The organism is Pseudomonas sp. RHF3.3-3 (assembly GCF_048069595.1).
In the GTDB taxonomy this organism is placed as follows: Bacteria; Pseudomonadota; Gammaproteobacteria; order Pseudomonadales; family Pseudomonadaceae; genus Aquipseudomonas; species Aquipseudomonas fuscovaginae_B.
The window spans coordinates 6,545,828-6,563,856 of the sequence record NZ_CP182250.1 but is presented as its reverse complement, the minus strand read 5'-3'; the positions used below and the strand labels follow the sequence as shown (position 1 = coordinate 6,563,856).

14 protein-coding genes, 1 tRNA gene and 2 pseudogenes are annotated in these 18,029 nt (G+C 61.3%); 8 read left to right on the top strand and 9 right to left on the bottom strand.

Annotated elements, in window-relative coordinates; all coding sequences use genetic code 11:
- Positions 1-267: 267 nt before the first annotated feature.
- Both ACMGT0_RS28910 and ACMGT0_RS28905 read left to right on the top strand, forming a co-directional pair.
- Positions 268-1,305: an ImmA/IrrE family metallo-endopeptidase gene (locus ACMGT0_RS28910; protein ID WP_416770740.1), complete on the top strand. Its 1,038-nt coding sequence runs from the start codon at positions 268-270 to the stop codon at positions 1,303-1,305.
- A 7-nt stretch (positions 1,306-1,312) separates the two neighbouring features.
- A complete protein-coding gene (locus ACMGT0_RS28905) occupies positions 1,313-1,939 on the top strand; it encodes a hypothetical protein (RefSeq protein ID WP_416770738.1) in 627 nt (208 codons plus the stop codon).
- A gap of 132 nt (positions 1,940-2,071) precedes the next feature.
- On the opposite strand, the pseudogene ACMGT0_RS28900 reads toward ACMGT0_RS28905, so the two are convergent.
- A pseudogene (locus tag ACMGT0_RS28900) lies at positions 2,072-2,386 on the bottom strand (integrase core domain-containing protein); the annotation flags it as partial.
- Between the two features lie 100 nt (positions 2,387-2,486).
- Here ACMGT0_RS28900 and tnpA point away from each other — a divergent pair.
- The 3 genes from tnpA (at position 2,487) to tnpC (ending at position 4,738) form a co-directional block, all read left to right on the top strand.
- Entirely contained in the window at positions 2,487-2,807 is a 321-nt protein-coding gene (gene tnpA / locus ACMGT0_RS28895; protein WP_416768947.1) for an IS66-like element accessory protein TnpA, read from the top strand.
- Positions 2,804-3,139 (top strand): IS66 family insertion sequence element accessory protein TnpB, encoded by a 336-nt coding sequence (gene tnpB / locus ACMGT0_RS28890; protein ID WP_416768946.1) that lies wholly within the window; start codon positions 2,804-2,806, stop codon positions 3,137-3,139. The genes tnpA and tnpB overlap by 4 nt, the downstream gene beginning before the upstream one ends.
- A 63-nt stretch (positions 3,140-3,202) precedes the next feature.
- Entirely contained in the window at positions 3,203-4,738 is a 1,536-nt protein-coding gene (tnpC, locus tag ACMGT0_RS28885) for an IS66 family transposase (RefSeq protein ID WP_416768945.1), read from the top strand.
- 30 nt (positions 4,739-4,768) lie between these two features.
- Here the strand turns inward: tnpC and ACMGT0_RS28880 are convergent.
- The 6 genes and pseudogenes from ACMGT0_RS28880 to rpsU form a co-directional block, all read right to left on the bottom strand.
- Positions 4,769-5,353 (bottom strand): annotated as a pseudogene (locus ACMGT0_RS28880) (IS3 family transposase); the annotation flags it as partial.
- A 52-nt stretch (positions 5,354-5,405) separates the two neighbouring features.
- A tRNA-Ile gene (locus ACMGT0_RS28875) sits at positions 5,406-5,482 on the bottom strand.
- 15 nt (positions 5,483-5,497) lie between these two features.
- Positions 5,498-9,241, bottom strand: coding sequence for a bifunctional diguanylate cyclase/phosphodiesterase (locus ACMGT0_RS28870; RefSeq protein ID WP_416770736.1), 3,744 nt, complete (start codon positions 9,239-9,241; stop codon positions 5,498-5,500).
- A gap of 114 nt (positions 9,242-9,355) precedes the next feature.
- Complete coding sequence (gene rpoD / locus ACMGT0_RS28865) at positions 9,356-11,206, bottom strand: RNA polymerase sigma factor RpoD (RefSeq protein ID WP_054057032.1); 1,851 nt, start codon at positions 11,204-11,206, stop codon at positions 9,356-9,358.
- A gap of 67 nt (positions 11,207-11,273) precedes the next feature.
- Positions 11,274-13,262: a DNA primase gene (gene dnaG / locus ACMGT0_RS28860; protein WP_054057031.1), complete on the bottom strand. Its 1,989-nt coding sequence runs from the start codon at positions 13,260-13,262 to the stop codon at positions 11,274-11,276.
- Between the two features lie 434 nt (positions 13,263-13,696).
- Complete coding sequence (gene rpsU / locus ACMGT0_RS28855) at positions 13,697-13,912, bottom strand: 30S ribosomal protein S21 (RefSeq protein ID WP_002551877.1); 216 nt, start codon at positions 13,910-13,912, stop codon at positions 13,697-13,699.
- A 196-nt stretch (positions 13,913-14,108) separates the two neighbouring features.
- Here rpsU and tsaD point away from each other — a divergent pair, with 196 nt between their 5' ends.
- A complete protein-coding gene (tsaD, locus tag ACMGT0_RS28850) occupies positions 14,109-15,134 on the top strand; it encodes a tRNA (adenosine(37)-N6)-threonylcarbamoyltransferase complex transferase subunit TsaD (RefSeq protein ID WP_054057029.1) in 1,026 nt (341 codons plus the stop codon).
- Between the two features lie 31 nt (positions 15,135-15,165).
- Here tsaD and plsY read toward each other — a convergent pair whose 3' ends face one another.
- On the bottom strand, positions 15,166-15,735 hold the full coding sequence (gene plsY, locus ACMGT0_RS28845; RefSeq protein WP_054057028.1) for a glycerol-3-phosphate 1-O-acyltransferase PlsY: 570 nt from the start codon (positions 15,733-15,735) through the stop codon (positions 15,166-15,168).
- 74 nt (positions 15,736-15,809) lie between these two features.
- Between plsY and folB the strand changes: the two genes are divergently transcribed.
- Together folB and folK are read left to right on the top strand one after the other, a co-directional pair.
- Positions 15,810-16,163: a dihydroneopterin aldolase gene (gene folB / locus ACMGT0_RS28840; protein WP_054057027.1), complete on the top strand. Its 354-nt coding sequence runs from the start codon at positions 15,810-15,812 to the stop codon at positions 16,161-16,163.
- Positions 16,154-16,684 carry a 2-amino-4-hydroxy-6-hydroxymethyldihydropteridine diphosphokinase gene (folK, locus tag ACMGT0_RS28835; RefSeq protein ID WP_054057026.1) on the top strand — a complete coding sequence of 177 codons (531 nt, stop codon included), beginning with the start codon at positions 16,154-16,156 and terminating at the stop codon, positions 16,682-16,684. Before folB ends, folK begins: the two co-directional genes overlap by 10 nt.
- A 103-nt stretch (positions 16,685-16,787) precedes the next feature.
- Here folK and ACMGT0_RS28830 read toward each other — a convergent pair whose 3' ends face one another.
- On the bottom strand, positions 16,788-18,023 hold the full coding sequence (locus tag ACMGT0_RS28830; protein WP_416770731.1) for a multifunctional CCA addition/repair protein: 1,236 nt from the start codon (positions 18,021-18,023) through the stop codon (positions 16,788-16,790).
- Between the last annotated feature and the right edge of the window lie 6 nt (positions 18,024-18,029).

Sequence of the window (18,029 nt, the reverse complement as noted above, 5' to 3'; positions counted from 1 at the left end):
GGGGTAAATCAGTCACAGATCTACCGAAACCTTTTCGCAGCTCCCAGGCGGTTCACTAAGACTCATCTCAGGTTATGCGAATATGCAAATATTGATGTGGCTCGTGATGTGTCTGACCCCCGTTCCAGCGAGATTTTGATGAATGCTCTCGCCTCCGTTTGGGACGGATCTGAGGAGCACGCTCGTCGGCTAGCTGAGCTGCTTTTTGCGCACAGTCGAGCGGGCATGAGAACATGAGAACTGGAAGAGCGTTAGAGGAGGTTGCATATGCATGACGCAAAGACTCCTATAACCGTTAAATCTGCTTTCGAGAGCCTTCAGGCTGCAGGTTATCCGCGTACGTATGTCACGAAGCTCCTTCCTGACTGGTGGGACAACAGCTTGTTGAAAACCAGCGCGGGGGCGTTCCAATTTGCTCTGATCCTGAAGCAGCGATTGGGCCTAGACGTGAGCTTTGGGCAAGACGGCGATCTGGCGATCGAGCCGCGTGCCGCGCGTGCCAATTTCAAACACAGGGCAGATACTCGTGTTGACGAGCTCAATGTCGCGGCAGGCCTCGGCATCGCTTTGGCCCGTCTGGCGGTATTTGCTAGTCGAGCGCCCTATCGTGAGTTGCCTGCTAATCCCCTTGAAATTTATGAGCTAGTACGCCACTCCACTGGTCGGGCATGCGTTGACTTTCAGGGGTTATTGGATCTCTGTTGGATGAATGGAATTCCGGTTCTATTTCTCAAAGAGATGCCCAGGAACACAAAGCGCATGACCGGTATGGCCGTCATTGTCGACGGTCGGCCAGCAATCCTTCTGGGGTTCAACCATACACATCAATCTAAGCAATTGTTCGTTTTGGCCCATGAGCTTGCCCACATATTGTGTGGGCACGTCCAGGACAACGGTGCTTTGATTGATGAAGACATCGCTGACGTGAGTGAAGGGCTTGAAGGCCGGGTGCAGGTCCGAAGGGATGAGCAGGAACGGGAGGCAGATACTTTCGCCCTCAGCCTCATACGGCGCGGGCAAATGGACATTGTTCGACGGATACCTCGCCAGACATCGGCTACCACTTTGGCTGCTGCCGCGCTTAGGGCTAGTCGGGAGAATGCTGTAGATCAGGGGCACCTTATCCTGTCTTATGCCAAAGAGCATGATGACTGGATTTGGGCTAATCAGGCATTGAGGTTCGTTCCGCAAGAGGTCGGAGCGATCGAGTTACTGCGGGATCGATTCTTAAGGAATACTGATCTGTCAGCGATCTCCGAAGAGAGTGCCGAGCATCTTCTTTCCATGCAAGGATTTGCGAGGTAGCTCAGTCTTGTATTTGCTCGATAGCGATGTCGCAAAAAAAATATGCCAATACAACCTTCTCCATGAGTTGGCCGGCGCGTTGGGCTGTGGTTTGGGCGATTTTGCGGTGCTCCCGCAGCTGAAGTTTCAGCTGAAGCTGACCAAGGACGATAAGGCTCTCGCCAAACTCGGTTCTTTGGAGGCGGTTGACCTTGCGCGACAGCTCGTGGCGTCAGCCTCTGAAGTAGAGGTTGTGGCTGAATCTGCGAACCCGCTGCTCCAGCTCAATCGACCTGATATTGATAGCGGTGAGGCAACTCTATTCGCTGCACTCTATGGTAACGAGGATACAGAGCTTCTGAGTGGCGACAAGCGGGCTTACGTGGCGCTTTCCAAGGTTGAGGGCATGCCAGTGATCGATGCTCTATGGGCTCGACTGATCTGTCTAGAAGAAGCCCTATATCTGATCCTGGGAAGCTCGGAGTTCCAATTGGTCTCGGCAAAGGTTCGTGCTCGACCGGACGTCGATACTTCTGTGAGCATCGCTTTCGGTCGAACGGCGGAAAACCCCTCAGAGTCTGTAGTCGAGGCGCTTCTCAGCTATATGCGCTCCCTTGAGTCGGATACCAGTGGGAAGTATCTGCTTCCTTGCTGATTGCCTGGAGGCATAAGCATCTATGTTTTACCAAGCGCTATGATTGTGCGTGTGTATTCGTCCCGGAGTGGGGCTTCGTGTTTGTAGGACGGTGCGTGCAGCCTTTATGTCGGAGGGGCATAACTGTAGTGGTCAACTAATCTCGGACACCTCGATAGGTAATTTCGGCACCATCGTCTGCTCGTAAGCAGTCGGTGGCAAATATCCCAGTTTCGAGTGCAGCCGTTCGTTGTTGTAAAACCCAACGATGTATTCGGTGATGTCGCGTATGGCCTCGCCATGGTTGGCGTAATCACGCCGCCACACCCGTTCCATTTTCAAGCTCAGGAAGAAGCGTTCCATCACCGAGTTGTCCCAGCAATTACCTTTACGACTCATGCTCTGTTGCATGCCATTTCGTTCCAGCAACGCTCTGTAGCTCGCGCTTGCGTATTGGCTACCTCTATCGTAAGCGTCCGGCAAACTCACCTTCCGAACTCCAGCTTTAAGGGCGATGGTGTCCGCGTATTTTTAAGCGGACGCGATCACCCTTATCGCCAGGATTTCCATGCGCCAACGAAGCTCTTATCCGAAGCCTTTCAAAGCCCAGGTCGTTCAGGAATGCCTGCAACCTGGCGCAACCGTGTCCAGTGTCGCCATCAGCCACGGCATCAACGCCAACGTCATCCGCAAATGGCTGCCGCTCTATCGAGACCAATCCGCGACAACTTCGCTACCGGCCTTTGTGCCACTGAAGGCTGCCCCTAAACGGCCAGTTGAAGCGTCAGTGATCATTGAGTTAGCCATGGCCGGGCAAGTGATCACGGTGAGATGGCCGACCTCAGATCCCGAGGGCTGTGCGCAATTTATCCGGGCTGTCGCCCAATGATCCGCATCGATGCGATCTGGCTGGCCACCGAGCCGATGGACATGCGCGCCGGCACCGAAACCGCATTAGCCCGTGTGATCGCGGTATTCGGTGCGGCGAAGCCGCACTGCGCTTACCTGTTCGCCAATCGCCGGGCTAACCGAATAAAAGTCCTGGTGCACGACGGCGTAGGCGTCTGGCTTGCAGCGCGACGACTGAATCAAGGCAAGTTTCACTGGCCCGGCATTCGCCATGGCAGCGAGGTTGAACTCGACAGCGAACAACTCCAGGCCTTGGTGCTGGGCCTGCCGTGGCAGCGCGTTGGTGCAGGCGGTGTGATCAGCATGCTGTAACCGCCGTGCATTTGGCCGGTCTACGTGTCGTCGTCACGTGCCTGCTCTGGCACAATCGGCGGCATGACTTCCTCGCCCAACCTCGACCAGATGACCCCGGAACAGCTTCGTGCCTTGGCGGCACAGGCGTTGCAGTTGCAGTCCCAGGTCGAGGCGATGAGCAAGAAGATCCAGAACGATCAAACCGTCATTGAGCAGCTCACTTACGAAATTGCCCTGCTCAAACGGCACAAGTTTGCCAAGCGCAGCGAGCAAATCAGCCCGGCGCAAAGCAGCTTGCTGGATGACTTGCTCGACACAGACCTTGAGGCTATCGAGGCCGAGCTAAAACAGCTCCTTCCAGCTGCGCCACAGGCCGAACCACGGCAATCCCCGAAACGTGCGCCATTGCCGCCGCAGTTTCCACGCACGGTGATTCGTCACGAACCCGAAAACACCCAGTGCGCCTGTGGCTGCCAACTTCAACGCATCGGCGAAGACGTCAGTGAGAAGCTGGATTACACACCGGGTGTATTTACCGTCGAGCAACATGTGCGTGGCAAATGGGCCTGCCGTCAGTGCGAAACACTGATCCAGGCGCCGGTGCCAGCGCAGGTTATCGACAAAGGTATCCCGACCGCAGGCTTGCTGGCCCACGTCATGGTGGCCAAGTTTGCCGATCACTTGCCGCTGTACCGGCAGGAAAAGATCTTTGGTCGCGCCGGGCTGGCCATTGCTCGCTCGACCTTGGCCCAGTGGGTCGGACAAACCGGATTGCGGCTCCAGCCGCTGGTTGACGCACTGCGTGAGGCGGTGCTGAACCAAGGCGTGATTCACGCCGATGAAACACCAGTGCAAATGCTTGCGCCAGGCGAGAAGAAAACTCACCGAGCTTATGTTTGGGCCTACAGCACGACGCCGTTTTCGGCGCTCAACGCGGTGGTTTACGACTTCAGCCCAAGCCGTGCCGGCGAACATGCACGCAACTTCCTGGGCGTCTGGAACGGCAAGCTGGTTTGCGATGACTTCGCTGGCTACAAAGCTGGTTTTGAGCAAGGCATCACTGAAATCGGCTGCATGGCTCACGCCCGCCGCAAGTTTTTCGATCTGCATGTCGCGAACAAAAGCCAGTTGGCCGAACAGGCGCTGCACTCGATTGGCGGTTTGTACGAGGTTGAACGCCAGGCTCGGGATATGAGCAACGAAGACCGCTGGCGAATACGTCAGGAAATGGCGGTACCGATCAGCAAAACACTGCATGACTGGATGTTGGCCCAGCGCGACTTGGTGCCCAACGGATCAGCCACGGCCAAAGCCCTCGATTACAGCCTGAAACGCTGGGTAGCGCTGACGCGCTACCTAGATGATGGGGCTGTGCCCATCGACAACAACCAAGTTGAAAACCAGATACGGCCATGGGCGCTTGGCCGCTCGAACTGGCTGTTTGCCGGGTCGCTGCGCAGTGGCAAACGGGCGGCTGCCATCATGAGTCTGATCCAGTCGGCACGCATGAATGGGCATGATCCGTATGCCTATCTCAAGGATGTGCTGATGCGGCTGCCGACGCAGCGGGCCAGTGAGATCGGGCAATTGCTACCGCATCAGTGGGTGCCGGCCTGACTTACGCAAGGTGAGTTCGCCGGACGCTTACCCTCTATCCGAATGGGCGATCAGGCCTGAGGCTGGCTGGCGATGAGCAATCGCCAGTTGCATGGCGTTGCACACCAACTCGGCAGGCATGTTCGGTGCCATCGACCAACCCACGACCTTGCGCGAGAACAAATCCAGCACCACAGCCAGGTACAGCCAGCCACTGCGAGTGCGGATGTAGGTCATATCCGCCACCCACGCCTTGTTCATCGCGTCGGGCTCGAACTGGCGATTGAGCACATTCTCGGCGATCGGCAGATCGTGATGGCTGTCCGTCGTGTGCACAAACTTGCGCTTCCAGGCCGAGCGCCGGCCATTGGCTTGCATCAAGCGGCGGATCTTATAAAGGCCTATTTCTATTCCCTTGGCGTGCAGGGCTTTACGCAGCGGTCGGCTGCCATAGCAACCGCCGCTTTCGCTGAACGGGGCCTTGAGCTGCACCGTGATCTGGCAAATGGCTGTCGGCGCTTGGGCACGCTTGTTGGCCTCGTAAAAGCCAGAGCGGCTGATGCCCAACAGCCGACAGGCGTGGGCCACCGAGTAAGCCTTCTGTTGCAGTTGTCGAACCAGGCGGTAGGTCACTTCTGATGTGGACCCGCCAAAAACACGAAAGCCGCGCATTGCGCGGCTTTGAGTATGGTGGGCCCACACGGACTCGAACCGTGGACCAAAGGATTATGAGTCCTCTGCTCTAACCGACTGAGCTATAGGCCCTCAGTTGGCCGCGAATTATAACGACGGTTTCTCTCCTGTGCCATCCGAAAACTCCGAAAGCGTCATGTGAAGAAAGGTCGCGGCAAATTCGTCGGCGGACAGCGGCAGGCTGACGATGTAGCCCTGGATCTGTTCGCACCCTTCGGCCGCGAGGAATGCCTGCTGCGCCAGGTTTTCCACGCCCTCGGCGATGATCGTGAACTGCATGCTGCGGCCCAGGGCGATGATGGCACGGACGATCGCGGCGTCGTGGGGGTCGTCCGGCAGGCCGCGGACGAATGACTGGTCGATCTTGAGGATGTCCAGCGGCAGGCGCTTGAGGTAGCTCAGCGAGGAGTAGCCGGTGCCGAAGTCGTCGATGGCCAGTTGCACGCCCAGGCGCTTGAGCTGGTGCAGGACATCCAGGGCCTCTTCGGTCTGGCTCATGATGAAGTTTTCGGTGATTTCCAGTTGCAGGCAGCCGGGGCGCAGATGGTGGCTCTTGAGCAGTTGTTCGATGCGTGCCAGCAGGTTCGGCTGGCGCAATTGTGCGCCGGCGAGGTTGACCGACAGTGGGCCGAACTCGCCGTAGCGCAAGGTCCAGCGTTGCATCTGGTGGCAGGCGCGCTCCAGGACCCAGTCACCGATCTGCAGAATCATGCCGTTGTCTTCCGCCAGCGGAATGAAGTGCTCGGGTGGCACGTCGCCGTAGGTCGGGTTGTGCCAGCGGATCAGCGCTTCGGCACCGACCAGTGCACCATCGTCGAGGCTGATCTTGGGCTGGTAGTAGAGCACCAGTTCCTGGCGTTCGATGGCGCGGCGCAACTCGTGTTCCAGGGCGACCCGTTCGCTGGCCTGGGCGGTGAGGTCGCGGGTGTAGCTTTCGACCCGGTTGCGGCCCTTGGCCTTGGAGCGGTACATCGCCGCGTCGGCGTTCTTGATCAGGGTGGCGACATCGGTGCCGTCGCCGGGGTAGAGGCTGGTGCCGATACTGGCGCTGATGAAGAACTCGTGTTCGCCGGCCTGGAACGGCGCGCTGAAGCAGCCCAGCAGCTTGTTGGCCAGGTGCTCGGCGTCGCTGGGCTGGTGCAGGCCGGGCAGCAGGATGATGAACTCGTCACCACCCAGGCGGGCCACGGTGTCGATATCCCTCAGTTGCTCCTTCAGGCGCTGGGCGATGCCCTTGAGCAGCAGGTCGCCGACCGGGTGGCCGAGGCTGTCGTTGATATGCTTGAAACGATCCAGGTCGAGGAACAGCACCGCGCCCTGGCCGCCATTTTCCTGCTGGCTGTTCAGCGCCGCCTGCAAGCGGCTTTCGAACAGGGTGCGGTTGGGCAGGCCGGTCAGCGGGTCGTGGTGGGCCTGGTAGTCGAGCCGCGCCTGGGCGTGCTTGAGGCTGGAGATGTCGGCGAACACGGCGACGAAGTGGGTGATGACCTGGTCGCGGTTGCGCACGGCGCTGATGGTCAGCCAACTGGGATAGAGTTCGCCATTCTTGCGCCGGTTGTAGATCTCGCCCTGCCAGTGGCCGTCGGCGCTCAACTGGTGCCACATGGCGGCGTAGAAGGCGCTGTCGTGCTGGCCCGAGGCGAGCAGGCGCGGGGTGTTGCCCAGGGCCTCGGTTTCGCTGTAGCCGGTGATTTCGCTGAAGGCGCGATTGACCGCGCTGATGTGCTGCCGGGTGTCGGTGATCAGGACGCCTTCGGCGGTGCTTTCGAAGACCGTGGCGGCCTGTTGCAGCTTCTCCTGCATCAGGTGGCGTTCGGTGATGTCCCGGGCGATGGTCAGCATGCAGTCTTCGCCGCCGATTGGCAGGGGGCGGCTGGAGACTTCGCAGAGGCGGATCTGCCCGTCGCTGCGGCGGATATGGCAATTGAAGTCGCGGACGAAGCCATCGCGTTGCAGCAGTTCGAGCATGTGCTTGCGCTCGTTGAGGTTGACCCACAGGCCCAGATCCATGGCCGAGTGGTCCAGCGAGCTGGCGCTGTTGTAGCCGGTGAGGCGGGTGAAGCCTTCGTTGATTTCCAGCAGCATGCCGTCGCGCTGGCGGCTCAGCAGCATGCCGTCCGGAGAGGCGTGGAAGGCCTTGGCGAATTTTTCCTCGGAGGTCTGCAGTTGCTCCCGGGTTTCCTTGAGCTGGCTGATGTCGCGCACCACGACCACCAGCGCGGGGGTGGTGTCGAGTTCGAAAACCTCGGCGGAAATCAGCCCGGTGAACAGCTGGCCGTTGCTGCGGCGAAAGGGCATTTCCAGGTTGCGGAGGCTGCCACCCTGCAGGCGCTGGAGGAGGCCGGGACCGACCCCCTCGATGCCCCAGATGTTGAGTTCGGTGGCGCTCCGCCCCAGGACCTGCGCGGCGCGCAGGCCAATCTGTTCCTCGAAGGCTTCGTTGACCTCCAGCAGGCAGCCGTCCGATAGCCGGGCGATCACCAGAATGTCGGGGCACTGCTGGAATACCGAGGCGAATTTCTGCTCCGACAGGCGCAGCGCCTCCTCGGTGTGCTTGGTTTCGCTGATGTCGATCATCAAGCCACGGATGACCAGATCATCACCCTCTCCGATCAGGCTGACGATGTCGCGCACCCACAGGGTCCGGCCGTCGGCGGTGATCACCCGATAATCGAGGCTGTGGTCGAGGCCGGCCAGGACCTGGTGATCGAAGAAGGCGTGGGCGCGGGTGAGGTCGGCAGGGTGGGTGATGCTGCGCCAGAAGCCCGGTACCAGCCAGTGGGCCAGCGGGTAGCCGAGCAGGGCTTCGGCGTGCGGCGAGACATAGGTATAGGTGTAATCCTCCATCCGTGCTTCCCAGGCAATCGCCGACAGGCTCTCCACCAGGCCGCGGTAGTGGTACTCGCTGCTGCGCAGTTCCTGTTCGAGGGCCACCCGCCGGGAGATCTCCGAGCTCAGGCGCCGGTTGACGCGGATCACCACGGCGAGCACGGTGACCAGCAGTAGGACGCCCGGCAAGCCGTAGCTGAGGATATCGACCCAGTACGAGGGGCTGCTCATGACGTTGCCGACCCAGTGTTTCTGGATGGCGTCGACTTCGGCGGGGCTCATGTCGGCCATGACCTTGTCGAGAATGCCCACCAGGATCTTCTGCTCCTGCGGCACACCCATGGCCAGTTGGTAGCGGTAGGGCGTTTCGCCGCTGACATACAGGCCGTCGAGCTTGAGTTGGCGCAGGCTCCAGACGGTGGAGGCGAGATCGCCGACCACGGCATCGACCTCGTCGGTGGCCAGGGCCTGGAGGGTCGAGCTGACGTTGGGCAGGGCGACCAGGTTCAGGTCCGGATGATGGGTGCGCAACAGCTCGTGGGGGGCGTAGCTTTCGACCACGGCGATCTTCAGGCCATACAGTTCCTGCAGGTTGCGCGGCTTGGCACCGCCCTCATGGGCGAGGATGACGATCGGAAAGTCCAGGTATGGGCGGGTGAAGGCCAGGTAGGCCCGACGTTCCGGCGTGGACATCACGCCGGGCAGCAGGTCGAGCTTGCCATCGCGTGCCTGTTGCAGCACCGCTGCCCAGCTCATTGGCTCGGCGGGTGTGAGCCTGATGCCCAGGCGTTTTTCCACCAGTGCCATGTAGTCGGCGGACAGTCCCTGATGGCGCCCGTCCTCATCGCGAAACTCGAACGGCGGCCAGGCGCTATCGATGCCCAGGCGAAGCTCCGGATGGGCCGCGAGCCAGCTACGTTCCTCATCGGTGAGACTCAACGCGCCAGCCGTTGCGGTCCAGGCGAGCAGCGACAGCAGTAGCAGGGCTGGCAGTCTGGGCATAACGGTCTCGTTATGGCACGGGGATTGTTTCGAGTGTAGACGGGCTGTGGGGGAGGAGAGGCTTTTGTACCCTGCTGAAAAGCAAAACCCCCGGCGGGCCGGGGGTTTTGTCCATCACTCGTCGAGGAAGGAGCGCAGATGCTCGCTTCGCGTCGGGTGACGCAGCTTGCGCAGCGCCTTGGCTTCGATCTGACGAATCCGCTCGCGGGTCACGTCGAACTGCTTACCGACTTCCTCGAGGGTGTGGTCGGTATTCATGTCGATGCCGAAACGCATCCGCAGTACCTTGGCTTCACGGGCGGTGAGGCCGGACAGCACTTCGCGGGTGGCTTCCTTGAGGCTTTCAACGGTGGCGACATCGATTGGCGACTGCATGGTCGAGTCTTCGATGAAGTCACCCAGATGAGAGTCTTCGTCATCACCGATCGGGGTTTCCATGGAGATCGGTTCCTTGGCGATCTTCAATACCTTGCGGATCTTGTCCTCAGGCATTTCCATGCGTTCGCCCAGCTCTTCCGGCGTCGGCTCGCGACCCATTTCCTGCAGCATCTGCCGGGAAATACGGTTGAGCTTGTTGATCGTCTCGATCATGTGCACCGGAATACGGATGGTGCGGGCCTGGTCGGCGATCGAGCGAGTGATCGCCTGACGAATCCACCAGGTGGCATAGGTCGAGAACTTGTAGCCACGACGGTATTCGAACTTGTCCACCGCCTTCATCAGGCCGATGTTGCCTTCCTGGATCAGGTCGAGGAATTGCAGGCCGCGGTTGGTGTACTTCTTGGCGATGGAGATCACCAGACGCAGGTTGGCTTCAACCATCTCTTTCTTCGCGCGGCGGGCCTTGGCCTCACCGATCGACATGCGACGGTTGATTTCCTTGATCTCGGCGATCGTCAGGCCGGTTTCGGCCTCGAGTGCGGTCAGCTTCTGCTGGCAACGGATGATGTCCGGCTGCAGGCGGCCGATGGCTTCGGCGTACTTGGCCTTGCCCTTGGCCAGGGCATCGCTCCAGCTCTCGTCGATTTCGTTGCCAGGGAACTGGCGCAGGAAATCGGCGCGCGGCATGCGGGCATCACGCACGCACAGCTGCATGATGGCGCGTTCCTGCTGACGCAGGCGATCCAGGGCGCTGCGAACGCGCTCGACCAGGATCTCGAACTGCTTGGGCACCAGCTTGATCGGCATGAACAGGTCGGCCAGGATCAACAGTTCGGCGATGGCCGCCTTGTTGTGGCGGCCGTGCTTCTTCAGCGCCTTGCGGGTGATTTCCATCTGCTCGGCGACGGCGCCGAAACGCTGTGCCGCAACGACCGGGTCCGGACCGCTTTCGGCCTCTTCCTCGTCGTCACCGCTTTCGGATTCTTCGTCTTCGTCGTCGTCGCCGTCGTCCTTGCCGGACTTGGCATCGACCGGTGGCGGAACTTCGGCGGCAGGCGGCGCGGTGCCGTCGTCCGGGTCGATGTAGCCGCTGAGAACGTCGGACAGGCGGCCACCTTCGCTGGTGACGCGATTGTACTCGTCGAGGATGTATTCAACCGTGCCAGGGAAGTGCGCGATGGCACTCATGACTTCACGGATGCCCTCTTCGATACGCTTGGCGATTTCGATTTCGCCTTCACGTGTGAGCAGCTCCACCGTGCCCATTTCGCGCATGTACATGCGCACCGGGTCGGTAGTGCGACCGATGTCGGTTTCCACAGCCGCGAGCGCCGCAGCTGCTTCTTCGGCAGCGGCTTCGTCGGTATCGGCTTCGGCCAACAAAAGGGCATCCGCATCCGGAGCACTCTCGAATACGTTGATCCCCATGTCGTTGATCATGCGGATGATGTCTTCCACCTGTTCCGGATCTGAAATATCCTCCGGCAGGTGGTCGTTGACCTCCGCGTAAGTCAGGTAACCCTGCTCACGACCACGGCTGATCAACTCTTTGAGGCGAGACTGCTGTTGCGCTTTTCCGGACATAACACCCTATCCACTGAAGGTCTTGGCGGGCAAAAAACAAGCCGAGGATTATACCTGAGCTATGACCTCACGCGCCAGTTGAGGTCGGGTTTGATGCAGGAACATCGCGTTTGAGCAATTCGAGCAGCAGGGATTTCTCCTCGGCGCTCAACTCGCTCTGTCGCGATTTCCTGAGAAGTTGTTCCAGCTTTCGCTCGCGCTGGCGGGCTGACAAGCTAGTTATGGTGTCGAAAAACTGTTGTTCAAGGTTTTCTCCGTCGATCAGCCACTCCTTTTCCGCCAGACGGGTCAGCAATCGGCCCTGTTCGGTGCCGTGCCAGCGCGAAAGCATCTGAATGGAGCTTAGCTGAGGATTCTTCTGCAAGGCCTCGAGCAGGGCCACCAGCAACTGGGTCGTGCTGTTGTCTTCATCGGCGAAGTGACCGGCGGTCTCGACCTTGCCGGCCAGTTGCGGGTAGTGAATGAGCGTGCGCACCGCGGCCTGGATCGGCGGCTCCACCGGTGCCGGGACCCTGGGTGGGTGTGGCTGGTCGCGATCGCCGCCACGCTTGCCGTTCTTGTCCCAGGGTTTCTTTTCCCACTTCTTGCCACCGCCAGCGGATTTCTTCGGCGTCCACTCCTGCTGCTGGGGCACGTAGGCCTCCTGCGGCTGGTGGTAATCCGAATAGTCCGGGTGGTCCGAGTAGTCCGGAGTGAAGCCGTAGTCGATGCCCGGGTCGTAGGCACCCGGCATCGGTGCTGGCGCGCTTTGCGCCAGTTGGCTGACCGTTTCGCTGCTCAGGCCGGTGATTTCCGTCAGCCGCTGGCGCATCAGGATGCGCAGGTTGGCGCCTGGCACCTTGTCGATCAGCGGGGCGGCGAGGGTGGCCATGTGGGCCTTGCCCTCCAGCGAGCGTGGGTCTGCCTCTTCCGTCAATTGCTGGAAGAAGTAGTCGGCCAGGGGCTGCGCATGCTGGTTGATCCGGGCACGGAAGGCGTCGGTGCCTTCGGCGCGGATCAGGGTATCCGGGTCTTCGCCTTCCGGCAGGAACAGAAAGCGCGCGCGCCGGCCGTCCTGCAGGCTGCTCAGGGTGGCCTCGAGCGCGCGCCAGGCGGCATTGCGGCCGGCCTGGTCGCCGTCGAAGCAGAACAGCACGCTGGGCACCACCCGGAACAGGCGTTTCATGTGCTCTTCGCTGGTCGCGGTGCCCAGGGTGGCCACGGCGTTGCGCAGGCCCTGCTGGGCCAGGGCGATGACGTCCATGTAGCCCTCGACGACGATGATCTCGTCGAGGTTGCGGTTGTTCTTGCGCGCTTCGTACAGGCCGTAGAGTTCCTGGCCCTTGTGGAACACCGGGGTTTCCGGCGAGTTCAGGTACTTGGGCTTGTCGTCGCCGAGCACCCGGCCGCCGAAGGCGATGATGCGGCCGCGGGTGTCGCGGATAGGGAACATCACGCGGTCGCGGAAGCGGTCGTAGCGCTTGCCGGTTTCGGCGTTCTCGATCAGCAGGCCGGCGTCGATCATGGCCTTCTGCTGCAGCGTGTCGCTGGACAGGTGCTTGAACAGGTTGTCCCAGCCCGGCGGGGCGAAACCCAGGCCGAAGTCGCGGGCAATTTCGCCGGTCAGGCCGCGGCCCTTGAGGTAATCGACGGCAGCCTTGCGCGCCGGATGGCTCTTGAGCGCCTGGCGGTAGAATTCGGCGGCCGCGGTCAGCAGCGGATAGAGCGGCGAGTCGGTCGGTTGGCGTGGCTTGCGCCCGCGGCCGTTGTCCCTTTCCTCGCGGGGGACTTCCATGCCGGCAGCTTTCGCCAGCTCCTCGACAGCCTGGGGGAAGTCCAGGTTGTCGTGGTCCATGATGAAGCCGAGGGCATTGCCCCCCGCGCCGCAGCCGAAGCAATAGTAGAACTGCTTGTCCGGGCTGACGCTGAAGGACGGAGTCTTTTCCTTGTGGAAAGGACAGCAGGCGGTGTAGTTCTTGCCGGCCTTTTTCAGTTGCACGCGCGAGCTGACCACATCGACGATGTCGGTACGGTTCAGAAGGTCGTCAATGAAGCTCTGGGGTATCAGCCCGGCCATGGCGTTCTCGTTGTCACTGCGCTGCTGGGAGATCCCGAAAGGGCCTGTCGACGTGAGGCATGCAGGCCTGTTGGCTGCGCGACCGTTCGTCGTCTGCTCAAGCATCGTCGGGAAATGTATCTGTCGAAACCGGCTGATCTTGAATCGGGCGGCCTGTCGAATTTCGATTTGTACAATGTCGCTGTCGGGCCCGCTGGAGGTCAAGGTGACCACGGATTTGCCGCAAGCTGGAAAGGGTGTGCTCGCCGGTAGCCTTGTTAGGCTCGTCAGTAAAGACGTGCACCGCTGGCTATAAGCCAGTTCTGACGTGGTGAAGCGGGTTCGTCTGGGCCGCATCGGCGGCTTTGACGGTGAAGCATCAAGCGATATCCGCAAATGCCATTAGCCCGGCTGAGGGCCGGGCTTGGCAGAAGCTTGCAGCGAACGTCTGTGTATTAGTACAGACGAACGGCGCGGCGCTGTTCGCGCTGAACTTTCTTGGCGTGACGCTTGACAGCAGCAGCTGCCTTGCGCTTACGCTCGGAAGTTGGCTTCTCGTAAAATTCGCGGCTACGAACTTCAGCCAGAACACCGGCTTTTTCGCAGGAGCGCTTGAAACGACGCAGAGCTACGTCGAAGGGTTCGTTCTCTTTAACTTTGACGGCTGGCATCCAGAGCTACCTTCATTCATTACCGGGGTCGACGTCCTCAGGCAAAAGCGCACTGGAGATCATCGGTTTTTAAGGGTTGCGGATGTTAACCCCTCGGGACGCGGAATGCAAAGCCTCTGATCGAAAACCGCTGGTCGGAGCTGGGGGGGGACGACTATCATGCGCGCCTTCGAATTCAGCCTCAGGGCGCAAACCCATGCTAGTACTGGGATTAGAAACCTCCTGCGACGAGACCGGCGTCGCGCTGTACGACAGTGAGCGCGGCCTTCTGGCCGACGCGCTGTTCAGCCAGATCGACCTGCACCGGGCCTATGGTGGCGTGGTGCCGGAACTGGCTTCCCGCGATCACGTCAAGCGCATGCTGCCGCTGATCCGCCAGGTGCTGGCCGAGGCCGACTGTGCACCGACCGAGATCGATGCGATCGCCTATACCGCCGGCCCAGGGTTGGTCGGCGCCTTGCTGGTCGGCGCCTCGTGCGCCCAGGCCCTGGCTTTCGCCTGGGATATCCCGGCGTTGGGCGTGCACCATATGGAAGGTCATCTGCTGGCGCCCATGCTCGAGGAGCAGCCACCGGAGTTTCCTTTCGTCGCCCTGCTGGTCTCTGGCGGGCACACGCAGTTGGTGCAGGTCGAGGGTATTGGCCAGTACAGCGTGCTGGGCGAAAGCCTGGACGATGCCGCCGGCGAAGCCTTCGACAAGACCGCCAAGCTGATCGGCCTGAATTATCCGGGCGGCCCGGAAATCGCCCGGTTGGCCGAACAGGGTGTGCCCGGGCGCTTCGTGTTCCCGCGGCCGATGTGCGACCGTCCGGGCCTGGAGTTCAGCTTCAGCGGCCTGAAGACCTTTGCCCTCAATACCTGGCAGCAGTGCGTCAGCGCTGGAGACGACGGTGAGCAAACCCGTTGCGACATCTCGCTGGCCTTCCAGCAGGCAGTGGTGGAGACTCTGACCTTCAAGTGCAAGCGGGCGTTGAAGCAGACCGGCATGAAGCGTCTGGTGATCGCCGGTGGCGTCAGTGCCAACAAGGCCTTGCGCGAGTCCCTGGAAAAAATGCTCGGCGACCTGAAGGGCGAGGTGTTCTATGCACGCCCGAGGTTCTGCACCGATAACGGCGCGATGATTGCCTTTGCCGGCTGCCAGCGTCTGCAGGCCGGGCAGCATGAAAGCCTGGCGATCAGCGTACAGGCGCGTTGGCCGATGGAGCAGTTGCCGCCACTTTGAGGCGCTGTGGCTCGGCTTTCACGGGCAATATCTAGAAATGCCGTTCGCGGCCGGCGAAAAGGTCGCGTAGATTGCCACGGTGGCGCCATACGATCAGCCCGGTCAGTACGCTCATCGGCAACAGCGCCGCCGGCTCCTGCCAGGCCAGCAGCGGCAGGGTCAGCGGTGTGGCGATCAAGGCGGCCAGCGAGCTGGTGCGGGTGAGGTAGAAGGTCAGGATCCAGGTGGCGATGGCCAGCAGGGCCGCTGGAGGGTAGAGCCCCAGCAGCATGCCGGCCGCTGTCGCCACCCCCTTGCCGCCGCGAAAGCGGAAATAGAGGGGAAACAGGTGGCCAAGAACGGCGCAGACGCCGATCCAGGCCTGTTGTTGCAGCGTCATGCCGGCTAGCCCGGCGATCAGTACCGGCAGCAGGCCTTTGAGCAGGTCGCCGAGTAGCGTCAGGATCGCCAGTTTCTTGCCGGCCAGGCGCAGCATGTTGGTGGCGCCGGCATTGCCCGAACCACTCATTCGCGGATCGGGCGTACCGGTCAGGCGGCTGAGCAAAATGGCGAAGGACAGAGAGCCGAGCAGGTAGGCGAGGATCGCCAGTAACCAAAACATGCTAACTATTCCGGGCGAGGACGCCCTGATTCTAACGGCGCATTGCGCCCTTGTCGTGCTGCGGAGAAGAGTGCTTGGACAGAGTGTTTATCGAGGGCCTGGAAGTCGACACGGTGATCGGGGCCTACGACTGGGAGCGCGGCATCAGGCAATGCCTGCGTCTTGACCTCAGTTTCGCCTGGGACAACCGCCCAGCTGCGGCAGGGGATGACCTGACCCTGGCGCTCGACTACGCCAGCGTGTCGACGCGGATCCAGGCGTTTGCCGAGCAGTCGCAGTTCCAGTTGGTGGAAACCTTTGCCGAGCGCCTGGCCGAAGTGCTCATGAGCGAGTTCCAGATTCCCTGGCTGCACCTCAAGTTGACCAAGCCGGGGGCGGTTGCGGCCGCCAGGGGCGTGGGCGTGGAGATCGAGCGCGGATGTCGCTAACTCAGGTTTATCTCGGGCTCGGCAGCAACATCGAGCGCGAAACCCATTTGTGCGCCGGTCTGGATGCCCTTGCCGGGTTTCTGCAGGATATCCGCTGCTCGGCGGTGTTCGAGAGCCAGCCGGTGGGGATCAGGAGCGGACCGTTCTTCAACCTGGTGGTGTCGGCCCTGACCGATCTGCCGTTGATGGAGCTGGATCGTCGACTGAAGTTCATCGAGGCCGACAACGGCCGTTATGCGCCGGATCGCAAAGGCTTGCCGCTGGATATCGATGTCCTGCTGTATGGCGAGCAGGTAGGGAATTTCGACGGGCTGATCCTGCCGCGTGCCGAAATCCTGAAAAATGCATTCGTATTGTGGCCATTGTCGCTGATTGCGCCGCAAAAGCTGCATCCCGAAGCCGGGAAGAGTTTTGCGACGTTGTGGCGCGAGGCGCGGATCGATCAGGTGCTGGCTCCCGTTGCGTTCGAATGGCGCGGCGAGCAACTGACACCGGCCGCGTTGCTGGCGGCATCGGCCTGAGCCCAAGGCTCGTCAGCCTGTGGGAGCTGGCTTGCCGGTGCGACGTCCTTGATATAGCGCAGAGCTTCGCGGGCAAGCCCGCTCCCACATCGGACCATGTTCCTCAACGGGCGGTCGTGTTTTTCTCCTTGTAGGCCTTGAGGGCGGTCAGGCGCTCGCGGCGCAGCGCCTCGCCGAGTGCCGGTCCCTTGTAGCCCTTTTCGATCAGCGGCTGAACCGCGACGGCCTTGGCCGCCTGCGCCGCGCCGCGCAGGTAGGCGGCCTGCGGATAATCCCGCTGTTCCAGCCCCTGGCGCCCGCGGGCATCCATTTCACAGGCGGCGATGAATTCCTCGAAGCGTTGCGGCCGACGATAGACATCGAAACTCTGCAGTAGCTCCAGCAGGGTCGAGGCTTTCAGTTCGAGAGCGCGATGGCCGTGGGTGTGATACTCACCCACCAGCAAGGCCAGCTCCTGGCAATCGCGGGGCACCTTGTAGCGCTCGTTGATGGCCTTGATCAGAGCAAGCCCCCTGGCTTCGTGGGCAATGTGCCTCGGCCATTCCTCCTCGGGGGTGAGACCCTTGCCCAGGTCATGCAGCAGGCAGGCCCAGCGTACGGTCAGGGGTTGCTGGTGGCGGGCGGCCTGTTCCAGCACGCTCAGGGTGTGCCGACCCGTATCGATCTCCGGATGGTGGGCGGCTGGCTGCGGGACACCAAAGAGGGCCTCTATCTCGGGAAACAGCACTGCCAGGGCGCCACATTCGCGCAGTACCTGGATGAATACCTGAGGCTGTTCCTCCATCAGGGCCCGGGAGATTTCCTTCCAGCTGCGCTCCGGTGTCAGCGCCTCCAGTTCGCCCGACTCCGCCAACTGACGCATCAGTGCGAGCGTCTGTGGCGCCACCGTGAACCCGAGGCCGGCATAACGGGCGGCAAAGCGGGCAACGCGCAATACGCGCAGGGGGTCTTCGGCGAATGCCGGGGAAACGTGCCGCAATACGCGATTTTCGAGATCCTGCTGGCCGTGGTAGGGGTCGGTCAGGTTGCCGTGGTCGTCTTCGGCCATGGCGTTGATCGTCAGGTCGCGACGGATCAGGTCCTCTTCGAGGGTGACCTCGGGACTGGCATGGAAGGTGAAACCGCCGTAGCCGCGCCCGCTCTTGCGTTCGGTGCGGGCCAGGGCGTATTCCTCGCCGCTTTTGGGGTGGAGAAACACCGGGAAGTCCGCTCCGACCGGGCGAAAGCCCCTGGCGAGCATCTCTTCACTGGTGGCACCGACCACGACCCAGTCGATATCGGTGACCGCGCGGCCCAGCAGGCGATCACGTACCGCACCGCCGACTTTATAGATCTGCATGAAAAA